Below are 16240 nucleotides of genomic sequence, written 5' to 3' on the forward strand. Positions count from 1 at the left end.
AATAAAAAAGCAAAGCCTGCTGAAGCCAGGCTTTGCTTTTTTATTAAAAATGGATAAGCTCTCCCGTTACCGCGTGAACCGCTGTGTGGGAGTCCAGTTTCCCTCTCAGCTGATAGGCGGTTCCATCGAATACATAAGCCGGTGTCACCTTTACATATGGCTTTAGTTTTTCAAATGCTTCTTCCTTAGACAAAACAGGACGGGCCGCTTTCTCAAATTCTTCATAGGGTTCGATCATCCAACTGCTGTCCTGGTAATTGGCCAATTGATAGGAATCTTTGTCGAGGACAAGCTTCCACATACGCGGAACAACCGAAATGTCCCTTGTATTTGTCAGCCTTGCTTCGATCATCCCGTTTGCCCGCTTCACACCGGATAAAGCCCAATCGCCGCTTTCTTTCGGTACATAGGTCTGAAGAAATTCTGTGCAGGCTTCCCGTATTTTCGCATACGCCTTTTTCGTGATCGGCTTTGTGTCAGGGTGAGGCGGAAACTGAAACAAACGGTCCGGCTCAATATCTGTCGGTGCCATCTGTACAAGCTTTCGTTTTATTTTTTTGTTTTTTGCCGTTTTCCAGGTGAGAATCTCTCGCTTTTCCTCAATGACTTCCCCGGTATGATGGTCAACCCATACATCATCAATCATAAAAAGCGGCAGCCACTTTTTCTCTTCTGCTGATGGGTATTCAACAAAAACCAGCCGCTCTTTCGCCAGCGGTTCCACCGTCTTTGCGGTTAAATGAAAAGCCGGTTCCTCTGCCTGCTCCGGAACGCGGCCGTACACAGAGAAGAACGTCAGCTTTTTTTGTTCATCAAGCGAGACCGCAATAAACCCTTCCGGTGAAACCGGGATGCCCTTATATGCGGTTTGAAAGGAAAACGTGTGATCTCCCGGCCCGGCATCAATAAATTGATTTCCGTATGTCCAGCCGGTTTCCTGCTCCACCCAGCGGATCACTTCCTCTTTCTCGCCCGTTAAAAACGTCATTCCGTGTTTTGGTGCTTTCCCGCCAACAAAAATGACGCTGTTCAGCCCCCCGGTTCTGGCGTTCAGCTCGATAACAGCCGTGCCCTTCGGATTGGATTCATCTTCTGACCGGCCCGCAGCTCCAGGCGGCAGCCACTCCGTTGTAAAACGATAGTCGGTTTCGTTCCAGTCATTTTTTTCATATGTTGTAATTGTTTCAAAACAGATATATTCTCCAAGTCCGAATTTTCCCTGAATGATATCCGTCCATTGCTGCAGCTGCCCGCTTATCATTTTGTTAAAAACCCTTTTCCTTTCACGAAATCAAGCATATACGCACGACGCGGCTCTGATAAATAATCGGCCATCCCCTCTGTCCAGCCTGCCGATTTGTTATTCGTTGACCGGCTTGCATAATACTGGCGGATTACCTCGTCATACTCATCGAGGAGCGATTCGTATTTTTCTTCGTTGTACTCATTCGTATGCAAAATCGCTTGAACAGGAAGGCGCGGCTTTACTTCATTTTCCTGTGCCGGTATGCCGAATGTAAAGCCGAACAGCGGGATTACATGCTCCGGCAGGTTCAGCAGTTCGCTGATCGGGCCCGGATTGTTGCGCACTCCGCCAATATAGCAGATTCCGTAGCCTTTTGACTCGGCTGCCACAGCAAAATTCTGCGCCAGCAGCGCTGTGTCAATTACCGCGACCATAAAACTCTCAGCGGTGCCGGCTTCGACTGTTTTGCCATGCTTTTTCGCCGCGTAATCAAGCCTTTTTAAGTCGGCGCAAAATACAAGAGCACGCGCCGCTCCTTTAATCTGCACAGGATTTTTGGAAAGCTCGGCCAGCTTTTCACGCTTTTCTCCATCCGTGACATCGATAATCGAGTACGCCTGCACAAAGTGGGAGGAAGCCGCTCCTTGAGCCGCTTCAATCAGCTCATGCAGCTGTTCATCTGTTACCGGTTCATCTGTATATTTTCTAACTGACGCATGGGATTTTAATAAATCAAGCATAATGATCATCCTTCCGTTTTTTGAATAAAAAAGTCAAATCCAAGCATTGTCGCAATACCGATAATAAGGGTCCACAGGCCGATGCTGATTGTCAGCCATAGGGTTGTCCACTTTTTTTCCGCACCGAACGACAGCCCGATAAATGCGGCAATGTGGGTCCCGATAAATAAAGGTCCAAGCAGGGCAAGTCCCGGCAGCCCGTATTTGTTCATGATCCGCCTGGCCCGTTCCATTTGTCTGTTTTGCTTCATCCCTTTATGTTCAAACTTTTTTTTCATCCATCCTTCTACTTTTGAAAAGCCAAAAATCAGCATAAGCACTGTCAGCATATTTCCTGTAAATCCGAGCAGCATCACCCAAAAAGGGGACAGGCCGCGGACAATTCCAACTGGAATCACCAGCGCAATTTCCATCCACGGAATCGCAGCAGCAATAAAAACAAGCGAATACTCCACAAGTCGCATTCTTTTTCCTCCATCAGCTAGTATCTTTACTTTAACGAAGGGCTATTATTCACGCAACTGTAAGGCTTTCAGAATAGTGAGACTGCCAGCAGACATATTAAAAAACCGATCCAGAGACTGGACCGGTTCAGCTTTTTTAAAACCAGCTTCCTATCCACAGGGACAGCCATACTGCAGGAGGACCGGCAAGCAGGCTGCCGAGCAGCGTCCAACGGGTTTTTCTTTTTCCAAGAGGCACTTCCGCCTGCTTTAGCCAGAAAAGAAAAGCCAGAATAATGGCCGCTGCCGAGAGAGCGCCCGGATGGTACACCTTCCAACCGATCACCAGCACGATATGCTGGAGGGCATTAAAAAAGATTGCGCCGTATACAAATAGCAGCCGCGCCGTTGAATGCCCCAGAAAAAAAACAAAAAAGAAAACAAGAGCTGTCAGCAGCACTACCGCCGCTGTAAACTGCCGCCGGGTAATAAGAAGCGTCTCAAAGCGGCTGTTCAGAAAAGCGGGCATCCCGAGCATTTCTTCCACATTATGAACGAGAAACAAAACAGGCAGCAGCCATTTACTGACGGACTGCATAAACCGCTGCCCCCGCTGCTGCAAACATAACCATTCCCTGCCCGATTGTTTCAAAGTCGTAACCGATGCCAATAATGGCATTGGCGCCCGGAGCTTCCGCCTGCTTTTTCATTTCATCAGCAGCATTTTTCAGGGCTTTCGTTGCTTTCTTCACACAGGCACCGCTCTGGCCGCGTACGATATTTGCTTCCATAACCGTCTCTGCTCCAACAATTTCTTTGCAGCTTTCTGCCACACCTCCCTGCAGGACGGCAGTTGTTATCATCAACAAAGAATCCTCCCCTTTTTCCTAATTTAACCATATAACTAAAAAAATGAAAAGCAAATCCTTTGTTGTTATGAAGCGGGATTGATATGATAAAGCGAAAAGATTTTCCTGAAGGAGGAACTCATTTTGGCACAATCATTACAGGGAAAAAAAGCGATTATTACAGGCGGCGGACGCGGTATCGGGCGCGCGATTGCGGAGGCACTTGCGGCGGAAGGGGTACATATTGGACTGATCGGACGGACAGAAGCCCATGTACAGACAGCTGCGGAAGAGCTTGGGGCAAAAGCACAGGTTAAAACAGCGTATGCAGCAGCGGATGTAGCAGATTTAAAGGATGTCACAGCAGCTGCTGACAAATTAAAAAATACGCTCGGCGGAGTGGATATTTTAATTAATAATGCTGGTATCGCTACCTTTGGCGGATTCCTCGACCTTGATCCAGAAGAATGGAAAAAAATCATCGATGTCAACCTGATGGGCGTTTACAATGTTACCCGGGCAGTGCTGCCGGACTTAATCGAACAAAAGTCAGGCGACATTATTAACATTTCTTCCACAGCCGGACAAAAAGGCGCACCGGTTACAAGTGCCTACAGCGCCTCCAAATTCGGAGTCCTCGGTCTGACCGAATCACTTGCGCTTGAAGTGCGCAAGCATAACATCCGGGTCAGCGCGCTGACTCCAAGCACTGTCGCAACCGATCTGGCTGTTGAAAATAACTTGACGGATGGCAATCCGGACAAAGTCATGCAGCCGGAAGACATTGCCGAGTTTGTTGTTGCCCAGCTGAAGCTGAACAGCCGCACGTTTATTAAATCCGCAGGCCTTTGGTCAACAAATCCGTAAAAAATGAGCGCCGGCTGCATTCTGGGCAGGAAATACAGCAGAAGCAGCGGTCCTTGAGGCGGTATATTGAAAGTTTTGGGCGGTATTTGATCTGCCTGGGGCGGTAAAAGCAGCTATCCGTCCTTCGCATACGAAAAACCGCCCGAAAATATGAAATACCGGCCGTGAGCCATGGACAGCAGAGAGCGGACCGGTAAAAAGCAAAAAGCAGGAATGCGGGAAACCCGCATTCCTGCTTTTTATTTTGGATTGAATTATGCCGATTTCTGTTTCTGTAAAAAACGGTCCAGCCACACCTTCATCACGGCCAGCCCTTCTTTATGAAGAGGGCGCTCCAGCACGGTTTTCATCAATTTTTTTGTTTTCAAAATGCTTTTCGGCTCGGTTTGAACCCGCAGGCCGTGCTCCATATCCGCTACAATATGGTACTCGCTCTTTCCCTGCACGAGTCCTGAAAGCTCCGCAAGAACAGAGCTTTCTACAAGCGGGTCTTTATCGCCATGCAGCGCAAACACCGGGCAGGCAACCTGGCGCAGCGCAGCCCGCGTATCATAAGCGTCATGCTCACGGAACCATTTTGCCGGCTGCCGGATGCCCTGGATACGGACCGTATCACGGCTGGAGCTCTTCATCTTCTGAAACATTTTCTCCGTTTTCTTTTCATTTTTCTCATCAACCTTCAGCTTCCGGTTTACCCAGCCCTTCCAGCCGGGCATCGCGAACAATTCACGGTACGCCTGCTGGCGCTGGTGGTAAAGCGCCTGCATTAAATTGTCGACACCTCCGGATAAAAGCATGCACCCATCGACCTTCATAGCAGCAGCCACCTCTGTTGCAATAATCGTCCCTTCACTGTGGCCGCAGATAATCACCTGGTTCACATTCGGCTGTTCCTGCAAAAAGGCGGCCGCTTTTTTGGCATCGTGCACTAAATCGGATAAACCCGTCTCGAGCAGGCTCCCTTTTCTCTTGCCGGTGCCGGGCTTATCATAGCGGAATGTCACAAAGCCGAGTCCTGTGAAAAAACGAGCTAAATCCCGGTATAAATTCGTCTGGTATTTTCCTTTTGGCCCGTTGCCATTCCGGTCAATCGGCCCTGACCCCGCAATCAGCAGGATCGCCGGCTTTATTCCTTCCTGTTCTGGTGCTGCGAGCGTGCCAAAAATCTCCTGTTCAATCAAAATTTCTTTTTCGATCATGACTGCTCCCCCTCTGGAATAATAATGGTCGAAAGCTGCTTTACTTTTCGCTCCGGCGACGGCTTATTCTGCGCGGCTTTCATAATCAGAGCGCCCATTTGCTGTATGAGTTCCTGAAACTCTTCATCCGTTACGTGGAGCTCGGCGGTCCGGTAGCCTGCGCCGTCTTTTAGAAAATCTGCTTTTTCGCTGCTTACATAGCGTTCAAACGAGCCAATCAGCTGAGCTGCAAATGCAGTAAATAAATCAACATGCTCTTCCCTGGACAGGCTTAAAAAATCATCCGGTGACTGCTCCTTCAGCGCATACACTTTTTCTACAGTGCCGCGTATTGGATTTTCCTCCACTACTTCAACAAATCCCGCTTCAAGCAAGGTATTCATATGGCGGTACAGAGACGGCGGCGGCACATCCGGAATTCGCTCCGACAGCTGCTGAACGGTCAGCTTCCTTTGGTTTACAAAGGACTGGATCATTTTCATGCGGACGGGATGTAAAATCACTTTTAATTTCGACGCACTCATCTGCTCACCTCTATTGTTATTAATTTTAATAATAATATCATTTACGGTAAAAATCAATAAAAAAAATGCGCTTAATCATTAAGCACACTTTTTTCAATCTGCTTTAATTCATAAAAATATCCCTTCTTCGCCATTAATTGAGCAAATGTTCCCGCCTCCACCACTTGCCCATGCTCCATGACGACAATTTGGTCCATTTTCTCGAGCCCCGTTAACCGGTGGCTGATCAGCAAAAGCGTGTTTCCTTCTGCTTTCTTAAAAAGCTCTTTAAAAATCTGTTTCTCGGTTAATGTATCCAGCGAAGAAGACGGTTCATCAAGAAGCCAGACCGGTGCTCGCTTTAAAAACAAGCGAGCCATCGCCAGCCGCTGCTTTTCGCCGCCGGACAGGTTTTCTCCTTTTTCCAATACCGGATCGTCAAGACCAAAAGGCAGTGCTGTAAGCCGGAGGGATTCTTTCATTTCTGACTCTGTTACGTCATCACCTGCAATTTGCAAATTGTCACGGATTGTGCCGTAAAAAAAATGATTGGCCTGCAGCATTACATTTGTTTTGGACCAGATGCTTTCTGGCCGCACCTCTTTTATGGATCTTTCACCGAGCAAAATATCCCCTGCCTCTGGCTGGTGCATATCCAGCAAAAGCTGCAGAATGGTTGACTTGCCAGACCCGCTCGGCCCGACAACAGCCGTTTTTGTGCCCGCCGGCATAGAGATTGAAACGTTTTTCAGTGCCGGCCGCGCTTCACCGGGGTATGTGAATGTCACATCACGCCATTCAATCGAAAAAGTCTCCTTCTGCTCCAGCATTCCTGTTTTTATTTCCGGCGGCTCTTCAGCCGCTATGGAAAACAGCCGGCCTGCCGCCTGCCTCGTATCTTCAAAGTGTGCCGGAAAGACGGCCATCGGCACTGCGTTATCAAAGATATTTAATGAAATCATCACAAGCATAGCTAAAAACAGGCCATCCAGCTCGCCGATTGTGACAAAGTACGCGCCGAGCGCCAGTACAACAAAGGAAACAGCCATGGCGGCAGCAGTATTCAGTGCCTGGCCTCCAGCTGCGGACAGCCCTTCTTTTTCCTGCTCTTTTACATATAGATCTGCCGTATGCAGCAGCTGAGCATGTTTTTCCGTCAATGTCTGATGCAGCTTTAAATCACGAAAGCCGTACAGCAGCTCGGCAGCGTCGGCAGAGAGGTCCGCACGCCGCTGCCGGATGCCCTGCTTTACGGCCCGCTGCCGAAGCGCCAGAAGGCCCGGAATTACAAAGCCGGTTAACAAAAGTCCCGCAAGCAGTAAAAGGGCGATCCAGACGGAATAAAAAAGCGTGAAAAAGATCGTGCTCAAAAAAACAATGACAAGCACAAGCGGCGGGTAAAACACTCTCAAAAAGAAGTTTTGCAGCGTTTCCACATCACCGACTATGCGCGCCAGCAAATCGCCGCTCCGGTACCTGCCAAAAATCTGCGGGGCAAGCGGCTCCAGCTTTTCATAAAACGACACCCGCAAATTGCTTAAAATGGTAAAGGTCGCCCGGTGGGATACGTATCTTTCCGCATAGCGGCTTCCCGCCTTCGCAGCACCTAAAAACTTTACCAGGGCGGCCATGACCGTAATAATGTAAAGCGGCGGCTGTAAGGCTGCTTTGGAAATCAAAAAGCCGCTCAGACCAAACAGCGCAACGGAAGTCAGCCCGGCCACAGCACCAAGCAAAACAGACAGCCAGATATCCCGCTTTTCTTTTATCATAATTGCTATAAGCTGTTTCATCCTGCTGCACCTCCTCCCGTCATCGCCCGGTAGGCTTCACTGGATTTCATTAAGTCTGAATGCGTGCCTGCCGCTTCTATTTCTCCGTTTTTCAGCAGGAAAATAATGTCCGCCTGTTGAATGGTGTGCAGGCGGTGAGCCACCGTTACGATTGAAGCTCTCCTGGCCAGTTCATCAATTGACCGCTGTAAAATCCGTTCAGTCTTTAAATCGAGCCCCGTTGTCGGCTCATCAAATAAAACAAGTGACGGCTGCTTTAAAAACGCGCGGGCAAGCGCCACCCGCTGCTTTTCCCCGCCGGACAGACCCCTTCCTGCTTCGCCGACTTTCGTATCCAGCCCTTCTTCCAGCTCCGCGAGCAGCTCGGACAGCCCGGCTTTTTCCGCTGCCGCCTCAATGTCCTGCCGCGCTGTATCAGCCGGCATGCCCATCCGGATATTTTCTTCTATTGTTCCGGAAAACAGGTGCGGATGCTGTGAAATATAGCTTACTTCTCCAAACCAGGATGATTCGCTGAACAAATTCCGCGGCTGTCCATCAATCAGTACTTCTCCCTCAGGCGGATCAAACAGCCCCGCTGCTATGTTTAAAAGCGTCGTTTTGCCCGAGCCGGTCGCTCCGATAATGGCGGCGCGGGCACCGGGAGGAATTTTCATATTAATGTTTTTGAGCGCAAAGCCCCCGCTATATTGGAAGTTTATTTGTTTCAATTCCAGTGCCGGCCGCGCCGGCACTGGCCTGCTCCCCCATTTAACCGGCTGAGAGACGCTTTCCAGCTCTGCTTTTATTTTTTCCGCCGCTCCAAGGCTGCCTCGCCCTGTGTGAAAGGCAGCTCCCAATTCTTTCAGAGCGGCGTAGTATTCCGGTGCCAAAATGAGCACAAAAAACGCCGAAACAAACGAAACACTATTAAACACGACAAGCTGAAGACCGATATTAAGAGCAATCAGTCCGATGCTGAGCGTGGAGATAAACTCAAGCATGAAGGTCGAAGCAAAAGCAATTTTCAGCACTTTCATTGTTGCATCCCGAAAGCCAAGGCTGCTTTGCTGAATCCTTTCCCGCTGCTCCGCAGACCGGCCAAACAGCTTCAATGTCTGCAGCCCCTGCAGCGTATCTAAAAATTGCCCTGAAAAAGCAGCCAGCTGATCGAGCTGCTCTTCCGATTTTTTCTGGGTTTTAAGGCCGATAATAATATAAAAAAGCGGAATAAACGGTGCTGTGATCATCATAATAAGCCCGCTCCACACATGTGTGTAAAGCACGGCTGCCAGCAAAATCAGCGGCACCACCGATGCTTTCACAACCTGCGGCATATATTCCCGAAAGTAGCTTTCCAATCCGTCAACCGCTTCCATCAGCACCGTTATTTTACTGCCGGACTGACCTTGAATGGCTGTTTGCACCGGGTTCTTAGTCCACTTTTCAAGCAGTGCCGCCCGAATGCGCCGCTTTACATTCGATGACATTGCAACACCGCATCTGGCATTCACATAAGCAATTGCCGGCCGAAGAAGCATGAAGCCGAGCAAAAAGCCAAGCATTGGCACAATCGTATCGAAGGAGGCTTTCTGTAAAAAGATTTCATCTATAATATGAACTAAAAAGTAAGACTGCCCTACAATGACTGCACCCAGCAATATCGATAAAATAAAAATTGCTGCCATGATTCCTTTTTGTTCAGATGCCCATTTTCGAAGCTCTTTCATGAATTTATCATGTCCACCTTTCAAAATGCGAAAACATTTACCATATCATTCTCGCCTAAAAGAGTCCTTCCTAAAATGCTTCTTATTCATCTGCTTCATCCGGTTTTTCAGCTTTCTTCATAATTTGTTCAATCATACCATGATAAAAAAATAAGAATAACCGTTTTTCCCGTTCGTTTTAGAAGCGGGCAGCCTGGCGGTACTGTTTCGGTGTCTGGCCGGTATATTTTTTAAACACTTTCGTAAAATGGCTCTGGTCCGTAAATTGCAGCCAGGCGCCAATGACCGCAATCGGGTGGGCAGTCAGCATCAGCAGGCTTTCCGCTTCTTCTATACGCGCTTTCTGAATGGCTTCGCTTACCGTGAACCCCGTTTCCTTTTTAAAAGCAGCTGAAACATGGGAAGGCGACAGCTCTGCATAATGGGCGATCCGCGTGAGGCTGAGCGGCTCGTACACATGCTCATTAATGTAGCGCTGGCATTTTACAATCACTGGAGACATCTCTTTGTTTTTTGCCCGCTGAACCCGTCCGGCAAACGCACAAAGTGCCTCCTGTACCAGCTGATCCACCTGCCTCACTTCTGACAATTCCTCGAGACGCTGGATGTAGACATCGCTGAGCGTGTAGGCCATTTCCGGGTACACTCCGCCCTCCATTGCCGCCCTGGTCGCAAGTGTAATAGAAGCGATGGCGAGGTTTTTCTGGCTACGTACATAACTGGACCTGGAAAGTACACCGAATTCCCCTCCATCCTCCGGACCGGACTGCACTAATTTCTTCACTTCCCGGACATTGCCTTTACGGATAAAGGACATCAGCTTCTGCTCATGTGAGGGATCGTGATGAAACGACATCGACTGCTTTCGTTCGGACACGCGCAGATCAGGGTTTTCTATCGTCATGCCTGCATTTTGCTCCTGCACCGCACGCTCTGTTCCATGCACAGTAAAATACGCAAGCCGTGCCATGCCCTCCCACTGCTTTCTCTCAATAACTGGAAGAGTACGATAATAATCAGCGCGCCGCTTTTGGCGGGCATTTAACCCTCCGGCCAATTCGCTGCTCCGTCTGTCGCTTATTTCTTCAGGAAGGCACGGACCGCCGACAATTTTTTGCCCATCAGGTGCTGCAAAACTGAAAAACTGCTCCCTATAGGGGGTCACCATCACGGACGGATATTCTGCGGATGGGCTTATTCCGCGCAGGACATTTTGATAAAACATGTCTTTTTCATCTGCCAAAACCACAGGCACACCAAAGGCCCGGGATAAAAGCCGGCAATTCACTTCAAGATTTGTCACCATGCTCACTCTTTCGTGGGTATTTACCAAAAATAACATAAATATACCATCATTATATCGGTTATTTTTATAAGATACATAAAACAACACAAGGAGGAAGCTGAGCATGAATCAAAATGTAAACGCATTAATTGATCAAATGACCCTCGAAGAAAAAGCCGGCATGTGTTCCGGTCTTGATTTCTGGCATTTAAAAGGAGTCGAACGATTGGGGATTCCATCCATAATGGTAACCGATGGACCGCACGGGCTGCGCAAGCAGGATACAAGCGCTGACCACCTTGGCTTGTTTGACAGTGTGCCCGCTACCTGCTTTCCGTCAGCCGCCGGTATGGCAAGCTCCTGGAACCGGTCACTGATTGAACGGGTCGGCGCGGCTCTCGGTGAAGAGTGCCAGGCAGAAGGAGTCGGCGTCCTGCTCGGTCCGGGTGCCAATATTAAGCGTTCGCCTCTTTGCGGACGCAATTTTGAATATTTTTCAGAAGACCCGTATCACTCCTCTCAAATGGCGGCTCACCATATTAAAGGAGTTCAAAGCCAGGGCGTTGGCACATCATTGAAGCATTTCGCTGTTAATAACCAGGAGCACCGCCGTATGTCGGTGGATGCGGTTGTAGATGAGCGTACGCTGCGCGAAATTTATCTGGCCAGCTTTGAAGAAGCAGTGAAGCAGGCCCAGCCGTGGACGGTCATGAGCTCTTACAATAAAGTAAACGGTGAATACGCATCGGAAAGCAAACGGCTGTTAACCGATATTTTAAAAGACGAGTGGGGCTTTGAAGGCTTTGTGGTATCTGACTGGGGAGCCGTTAACGAGCGGGCAGACGCGGTGGCGGCAGGGCTCGAACTCGAAATGCCGGCCAGCCATGGAGCCGGGGAGAAAAAAGTTATCGAAGCTGTCCAAAATGGCACACTGCCCGAAGAAGTGCTGGACCGTGCAGTAAAACGGATTTTGCAAATTATTTTCAAAGTGGCGGCGCATCAAAAAAACAATGCTTCCTACGATCAGGAAGCACATCATCAGCTTGCCAGGGAAACAGCGCGTGAAAGCATGGTGCTGCTCCAAAACGACGGAATCCTCCCTCTTGCTAAAAGCAGCAAAGTAGCCGTGATTGGCGAGTTTGCCCAGAAACCTCGCTATCAGGGCGGCGGCAGCTCCCATATTAAGCCGACAAAGCTGGAAAATATTTTTGAAGAAATCGCGAAAGAGGCTGAAGCTGTGTATGCGCGAGGCTACGACGTTATGAGCGATGAAGTGGATGCTTTATTACTGGAAGAAGCACAGCAGGCGGCAGCTTCAGCCGACACAGCTCTTTTATTTGTCGGACTCCCGGACCGCTACGAATCAGAGGGCTATGACCGGAAGCATTTGCACCTGCCTGCCAATCACACTGCTCTTATTCAGGCAGTGGCTGCTGTGCAGAAAAATGTTGTTGTTGTTTTGAGCAACGGCGCGCCGGTGGAAATGCCGTGGCTTGGCCAGGTTTCAGCCGTGCTTGAAGGATATCTTGGCGGGCAGGCACTGGGCGGCGCGATCGCCGACCTGCTGTTTGGCGCGGTAAGCCCAAGCGGAAAACTGGCGGAAACCTTCCCGCAAAAGCTGAGCCATAACCCGTCTCACTTAAACTTCCCGGGTGAAGGCGACAAAGTCGAGTACAAAGAAGGCCTGTTTGTCGGCTACCGGTATTACGATAAAAAGCAAATCGAGCCGCTCTTCCCGTTCGGCTTCGGCCTCAGCTACACAGCATTTGCTTATTCGGATTTACAGGTAGATAAAAAAGAACTCCTCGACACCGACACCGTTACAGTAACCATGAAGGTGAAAAACACCGGGAAGATGGCCGGTCAGGAAGTAGTACAGCTGTATGTCCGTGACCGGGAAAGCACGGTGATCCGTCCGGAAAAAGAATTAAAAGGCTTTGAAAAAGTAAACCTTGAGCCAGGCGAGGAAGCAACGGTCACGTTTACGCTCGGAAAACGTGCTTTTGCCTACTACAATACGGATCTTGCGGACTGGCACGTGGAAACGGGGGACTTTTCGCTGTTGATCGGCTCCTCTTCCGCCGACATTCTGCTTGAAGAAACCGTGCATGTCACTTCAACCGTACCGGTTGTGAAGCGGGTCCATCGCAACACAACTGTTGGAGACGTCCTGCATTACCCGGCTGCGAAAGCATTTGTTGAAAAAGCAACTGCCGGCAGTCCGTTCTCGCTTCCGGAAGAGAGCGCAGAAGAAAACGATATGATGGCGGCCATGATGAAATACCTGCCGCTGCGCGCGCTGATCGCTTTCACAGGCAATGCCGTAAGTGAAGCCGAGATGAACGAATTTATTGACGAGCTCAACGTCTCGCTGCAAGAAAAAGCCGTGCAAAAATAAATATAAAAAAGCTCCTCTTTTGAGAAGCTGAGACTGCGGGCAGCGCCTGCAGTCTTTTTTAAGAAAAGATAATTTTAGTGAATCGTTTTATTTTCCTGAAGCCTGATAGTTTTCAGGCTAATGTGCCTTCTTTTATACAACGAGCCGAATTTGAATGCCGGCCGGGTCTTCCGTTATATACTGCGGGCTTACTTTTGCGCCAATTCCTTTAAGCCTTGCTGCCGCTTTTTCTCTTGCTTCCTCGTCTGAAAACACAAGCGTATACCAGTTCAGGCCAACACAGTTTTCAGGCCGGCGCGGGATGCCGGTTCCCTGCCATGTGTTTAAGGCAATATGATGATGGTAGCCGCCGGTTGATGTAAAAATAGCCTGCGGGTAGTGACTCACGATTTGAAAGCCAAGTCCGTCTACATAGAAGTTTTTTGCTTCAGGAAGATTGGACATATGCAAATGAAGGTGCCCCATAATGGTACCGCCCGGAAGACCTGTAAATTCTTCGTCACTTTCAGCCAGAATGCTGTCTCCATCAAGCTGAACCGTGGCCATGTCAACAAGCCCGTTATTCCATGTCCATTCTGAGGATGGACGGTCCCGGTAAATTTCAATGCCGTTTCCATCGGGATCGTCAATGTAAATGGCTTCACTCACATAATGATCTGCCGCCCCAAACTGGCAGCCCGTTTTCAGCAAATGGCGCAGGAAAACCGCCAGATCTTTTCGCTCGGGCAATAAAATCGCAAAATGATAAAGCCCTGCTGTCCGCCCCTTCTTCGGCATCACACCTTCCGGCTGCTCCAGTGTCACAAGCGCTGTTTGTCCATCCGCTGTCAGCACAGCCTGCCGTTCTGACTGTTTTAATACCTTCAGACCAATGACTTTTGTATAAAAGTCAATAGAACGGAATAAATTGGTTACATTTATATTTACTTCTCCAACAAACGTATTCGGCCGTTCATGAAAATGGTTCATATTTAATCTCCTCTTTGTAACCTTTTTGTTTTTGGTTACTTTACGTAACTTATTATAAAAACATATTATTAAATAAGTCAAGCCCGGAATACAAGCAGCAAAAAGAAGAAAATAAGATGCTTTTTTTTCTTTTCCCTACCTGCTATAATAAAGCAGCAGGTAAAAGACAGCCAATTATATACCGCCTTTATCGTAAAGGGGAGTAGCGTCAGGGAACTGAAATAAAGTCGTCATTACGTGGATTATTTCCTCCGGCTTTATTGACCTAATTATTTAGTGTTTAGCGAGACCTTTGCCATTTTATAATGGTGGAGGTCTCTTTTGTTTTTGAAAAGGGGGAAAAAGAATGGAAACAGAATTTTTTACAGCCTTACTTTCCATTATTGTCATTGATCTCGTTCTCGCTGGAGATAATGCTATTCTAATTGGCCTTGCAGCGCGAAAGCTTCCGAAAGATCAGCAAAAAAAGGTGATTCTTTGGGGCGCTGTCGGGGCAATTATTATTCGGACAATTGCCACATTGCTGGTTGTTTATCTTTTAGAAATTCCTGGACTTCATTTAATTGGCGGCATTCTGCTTGTATGGATTGCCTACAAGCTTTTAGTCGAGGAAGATGAGCATGAAGACGTAAAAGCAGCCAATTCGCTGTGGGGCGCTGTTAAAACCATTATTATTGCCGATGCCTTAATGGGGCTTGATAATGTGCTTGCGGTTGCGGGCGCTTCTCAGGGAGACTTTTTGCTTGTCATGATCGGCCTGCTTGTTTCCATTCCTGTTGTTATGTGGGGCAGCACGCTGATTTTGCGATTGATCGAGCGTTTTCCGGTTATCGTTATGATCGGTGCCGGCATTCTTGGCTGGACGGCTTCAAAAATGATTGTCGGCGAGCCGTTCCTGGCTGATTACTTTATCAGCCCGTACCTGAAATACGGCTTTGAGCTTGTCATTGTTGCCGGTATCCTGCTTGCCGGCACACTGAAGCAGCGCCGCATTGAACGCGCCAAACATAACGAGATTCCATCAGAGGATTCTCTGTAAAAACAAAGAGCAGCCTGCCCGTTCTACCGGGCAGGCTGTTTTTTTACGTTACAATGGTCACCTCGATCTTCCGCTCATGCAGTGTTTGTTTTTCGGAAGGATCGATTCCTTCGTCTGTAATGACTTCGTTTACTTCTCCCGGCGGCACAATTAAAGAAAAAGCGCGCCTGCCGAATTTGCTTGAATCCGCCATTAAAATAACATGGTCCGACTGCTCGATCATTTTCTTTTTCAGCAGCGCCTGCTGCTCATTTGAATCGCTCAGTCCTGTTTCCAAATGAACCCCTTTGCATGATAAGAAGGTTTTGTTTACATGGTATAAATCAAGCGAGCGCTCTGCCAGAGGACCCACATAAGAAAGCGACTTTGGCAAAAGCATGCCGCCCGTTGAAATCACACTGATTTTTTCTTTTTTGCTTAATTCCATCATGACTTTCATCGAATTGGTTATAACCGTCAGCCTCATGTTCGGAAGAGCCTTCGCCATGTACCAGGCGGTTGTGCTCGCATCCAAAATAATGCGGTCCCCTTCTACTACCCGCCTGGCCGCTTCATAGGCAATGGCTTTTTTCTCATCTGCATTGGTAATAACCCGCTCGGAAAAATGAATTTCCGCTTCTTCCTCCTGTATACTCACAGCACCGCCATGGCTCCGCTGCAGCTTTCCTTCCTTCTCCAGCTTTTCAAGATCGCGCCGGATCGTTTCTTCCGTGACGGAAAAAATATCGCTCAGCTCCGATACTCGGATGCTTGAGCGTTCATTTACCAGCTCGACAATTTTTTGATGTCTCTCTGCTACCAGCATCAATTTGCACCTGACCTTTGTTTGTTTTTGTTTATTGTATCACGCCAAATAAAATACGTCTTTGAGCTCTCTGGATACCGGGCTGTTATCCGGATTGGTTTCCATAAGCGGCTCCATATACGCCCACCACTTCTGGCAAATTTCCGTTTCCGCCATTCCCGCCCATTTTTCTTCGCTTTCCACTTCCACGTACGCAAACAGTTTGCCGGTTTCTTCTTCTAAAAAAATGGAATAATTATGGGCTCCGTGCGCTTTTAATTCCGCTGCCATCTCCGGCCAGAGCTCATCGTGGCGCTTTTTGTACTCCTCATATTGATCTTTGTATACTGTCATAACACTCGCTTTGCGAATCATTTTCAGCACTCCGTTTCTTTTTGTTTTATCATAACTTATTTT

The 16240-nt window shown here is 48.4% G+C and carries 16 protein-coding genes; 3 read left to right on the forward strand and 13 right to left on the reverse strand.

The features are described 5' to 3' along the window. Window positions 1–43: 43 nt before the first annotated feature. From VP98_RS05055 to VP98_RS05075, 5 genes are all read right to left on the reverse strand, one after another. On the reverse strand, window positions 44–1261 hold the full coding sequence (locus tag VP98_RS05055) for a hypothetical protein (protein ID WP_046174262.1): 1218 nt from the start codon (window positions 1259–1261) through the stop codon (window positions 44–46). Beyond that, window positions 1258–1986 carry an oxygen-insensitive NADPH nitroreductase gene (nfsA, locus tag VP98_RS05060; RefSeq protein ID WP_082087840.1) on the reverse strand — a complete coding sequence of 243 codons (729 nt, stop codon included), beginning with the start codon at window positions 1984–1986 and terminating at the stop codon, window positions 1258–1260. Before nfsA ends, VP98_RS05055 begins: the two co-directional genes overlap by 4 nt. A 5-nt stretch (window positions 1987–1991) precedes the next feature. Further along, window positions 1992–2450 (reverse strand): small multi-drug export protein, encoded by a 459-nt coding sequence (locus VP98_RS05065; RefSeq protein ID WP_046174264.1) that lies wholly within the window; start codon window positions 2448–2450, stop codon window positions 1992–1994. A gap of 136 nt (window positions 2451–2586) precedes the next feature. Continuing rightward, entirely contained in the window at window positions 2587–3027 is a 441-nt protein-coding gene (locus VP98_RS05070) for an HXXEE domain-containing protein (protein ID WP_046174265.1), read from the reverse strand. Further along, on the reverse strand, window positions 3011–3292 hold the full coding sequence (locus VP98_RS05075) for a heavy metal-binding domain-containing protein (RefSeq protein WP_052712140.1): 282 nt from the start codon (window positions 3290–3292) through the stop codon (window positions 3011–3013). The genes VP98_RS05070 and VP98_RS05075 overlap by 17 nt, the downstream gene beginning before the upstream one ends. A 129-nt stretch (window positions 3293–3421) precedes the next feature. On the opposite strand from VP98_RS05075, the gene VP98_RS05080 reads away from it, so the two are divergent. Beyond that, window positions 3422–4144, forward strand: coding sequence for a 3-ketoacyl-ACP reductase (locus VP98_RS05080; RefSeq protein ID WP_046174267.1), 723 nt, complete (start codon window positions 3422–3424; stop codon window positions 4142–4144). A 254-nt stretch (window positions 4145–4398) separates the two neighbouring features. Here VP98_RS05080 and VP98_RS05090 read toward each other — a convergent pair whose 3' ends face one another. The 5 genes from VP98_RS05090 to VP98_RS05110 all read right to left on the reverse strand — a co-directional run bounded on the left by VP98_RS05090 (window position 4399) and on the right by VP98_RS05110 (window position 10654). Further along, complete coding sequence (locus tag VP98_RS05090) at window positions 4399–5343, reverse strand: alpha/beta hydrolase (RefSeq protein ID WP_046174269.1); 945 nt, start codon at window positions 5341–5343, stop codon at window positions 4399–4401. Continuing rightward, the gene (locus VP98_RS05095; protein WP_046174270.1) at window positions 5340–5867 is read right to left on the reverse strand and encodes a helix-turn-helix domain-containing protein; all 528 of its coding nucleotides are present in this window, start codon (window positions 5865–5867) and stop codon (window positions 5340–5342) included. The genes VP98_RS05090 and VP98_RS05095 overlap by 4 nt, the downstream gene beginning before the upstream one ends. A 71-nt stretch (window positions 5868–5938) precedes the next feature. Further along, window positions 5939–7639 carry a thiol reductant ABC exporter subunit CydC gene (gene cydC, locus VP98_RS05100; RefSeq protein ID WP_046174271.1) on the reverse strand — a complete coding sequence of 567 codons (1701 nt, stop codon included), beginning with the start codon at window positions 7637–7639 and terminating at the stop codon, window positions 5939–5941. Next, window positions 7636–9348 (reverse strand): thiol reductant ABC exporter subunit CydD, encoded by a 1713-nt coding sequence (gene cydD / locus VP98_RS05105; protein WP_046174272.1) that lies wholly within the window; start codon window positions 9346–9348, stop codon window positions 7636–7638. Before cydD ends, cydC begins: the two co-directional genes overlap by 4 nt. A 178-nt stretch (window positions 9349–9526) precedes the next feature. Next, the gene (locus VP98_RS05110; RefSeq protein WP_197076556.1) at window positions 9527–10654 is read right to left on the reverse strand and encodes a helix-turn-helix domain-containing protein; all 1128 of its coding nucleotides are present in this window, start codon (window positions 10652–10654) and stop codon (window positions 9527–9529) included. Window positions 10655–10757: 103 nt separating this feature from the next. On the opposite strand from VP98_RS05110, the gene VP98_RS05115 reads away from it, so the two are divergent. Beyond that, window positions 10758–13031, forward strand: coding sequence for a glycoside hydrolase family 3 C-terminal domain-containing protein (locus VP98_RS05115; protein ID WP_046174273.1), 2274 nt, complete (start codon window positions 10758–10760; stop codon window positions 13029–13031). Between the two features lie 132 nt (window positions 13032–13163). On the opposite strand, the gene VP98_RS05120 is transcribed toward VP98_RS05115, so the two are convergent. Then, window positions 13164–14000, reverse strand: a complete 837-nt coding sequence (locus VP98_RS05120) for a VOC family protein (RefSeq protein WP_046174274.1) — start codon at window positions 13998–14000, stop codon at window positions 13164–13166. Window positions 14001–14346: 346 nt separating this feature from the next. Here VP98_RS05120 and VP98_RS05125 point away from each other — a divergent pair, with 346 nt between their 5' ends. Next, window positions 14347–15039 (forward strand): TerC family protein, encoded by a 693-nt coding sequence (locus tag VP98_RS05125; RefSeq protein WP_046174275.1) that lies wholly within the window; start codon window positions 14347–14349, stop codon window positions 15037–15039. A gap of 43 nt (window positions 15040–15082) precedes the next feature. On the opposite strand, the gene VP98_RS05130 is transcribed toward VP98_RS05125, so the two are convergent. After that, window positions 15083–15844 carry a DeoR/GlpR family DNA-binding transcription regulator gene (locus VP98_RS05130; protein WP_046174276.1) on the reverse strand — a complete coding sequence of 254 codons (762 nt, stop codon included), beginning with the start codon at window positions 15842–15844 and terminating at the stop codon, window positions 15083–15085. A 39-nt stretch (window positions 15845–15883) separates the two neighbouring features. Further along, entirely contained in the window at window positions 15884–16198 is a 315-nt protein-coding gene (gene rhaM, locus VP98_RS05135; protein WP_046174277.1) for an L-rhamnose mutarotase, read from the reverse strand. Between the last annotated feature and the right edge of the window lie 42 nt (window positions 16199–16240).

The organism is Domibacillus indicus (genome assembly GCF_000970685.1).
GTDB classification, from domain to species: Bacteria; Bacillota; Bacilli; order Bacillales; family Domibacillaceae; genus Domibacillus; species Domibacillus indicus.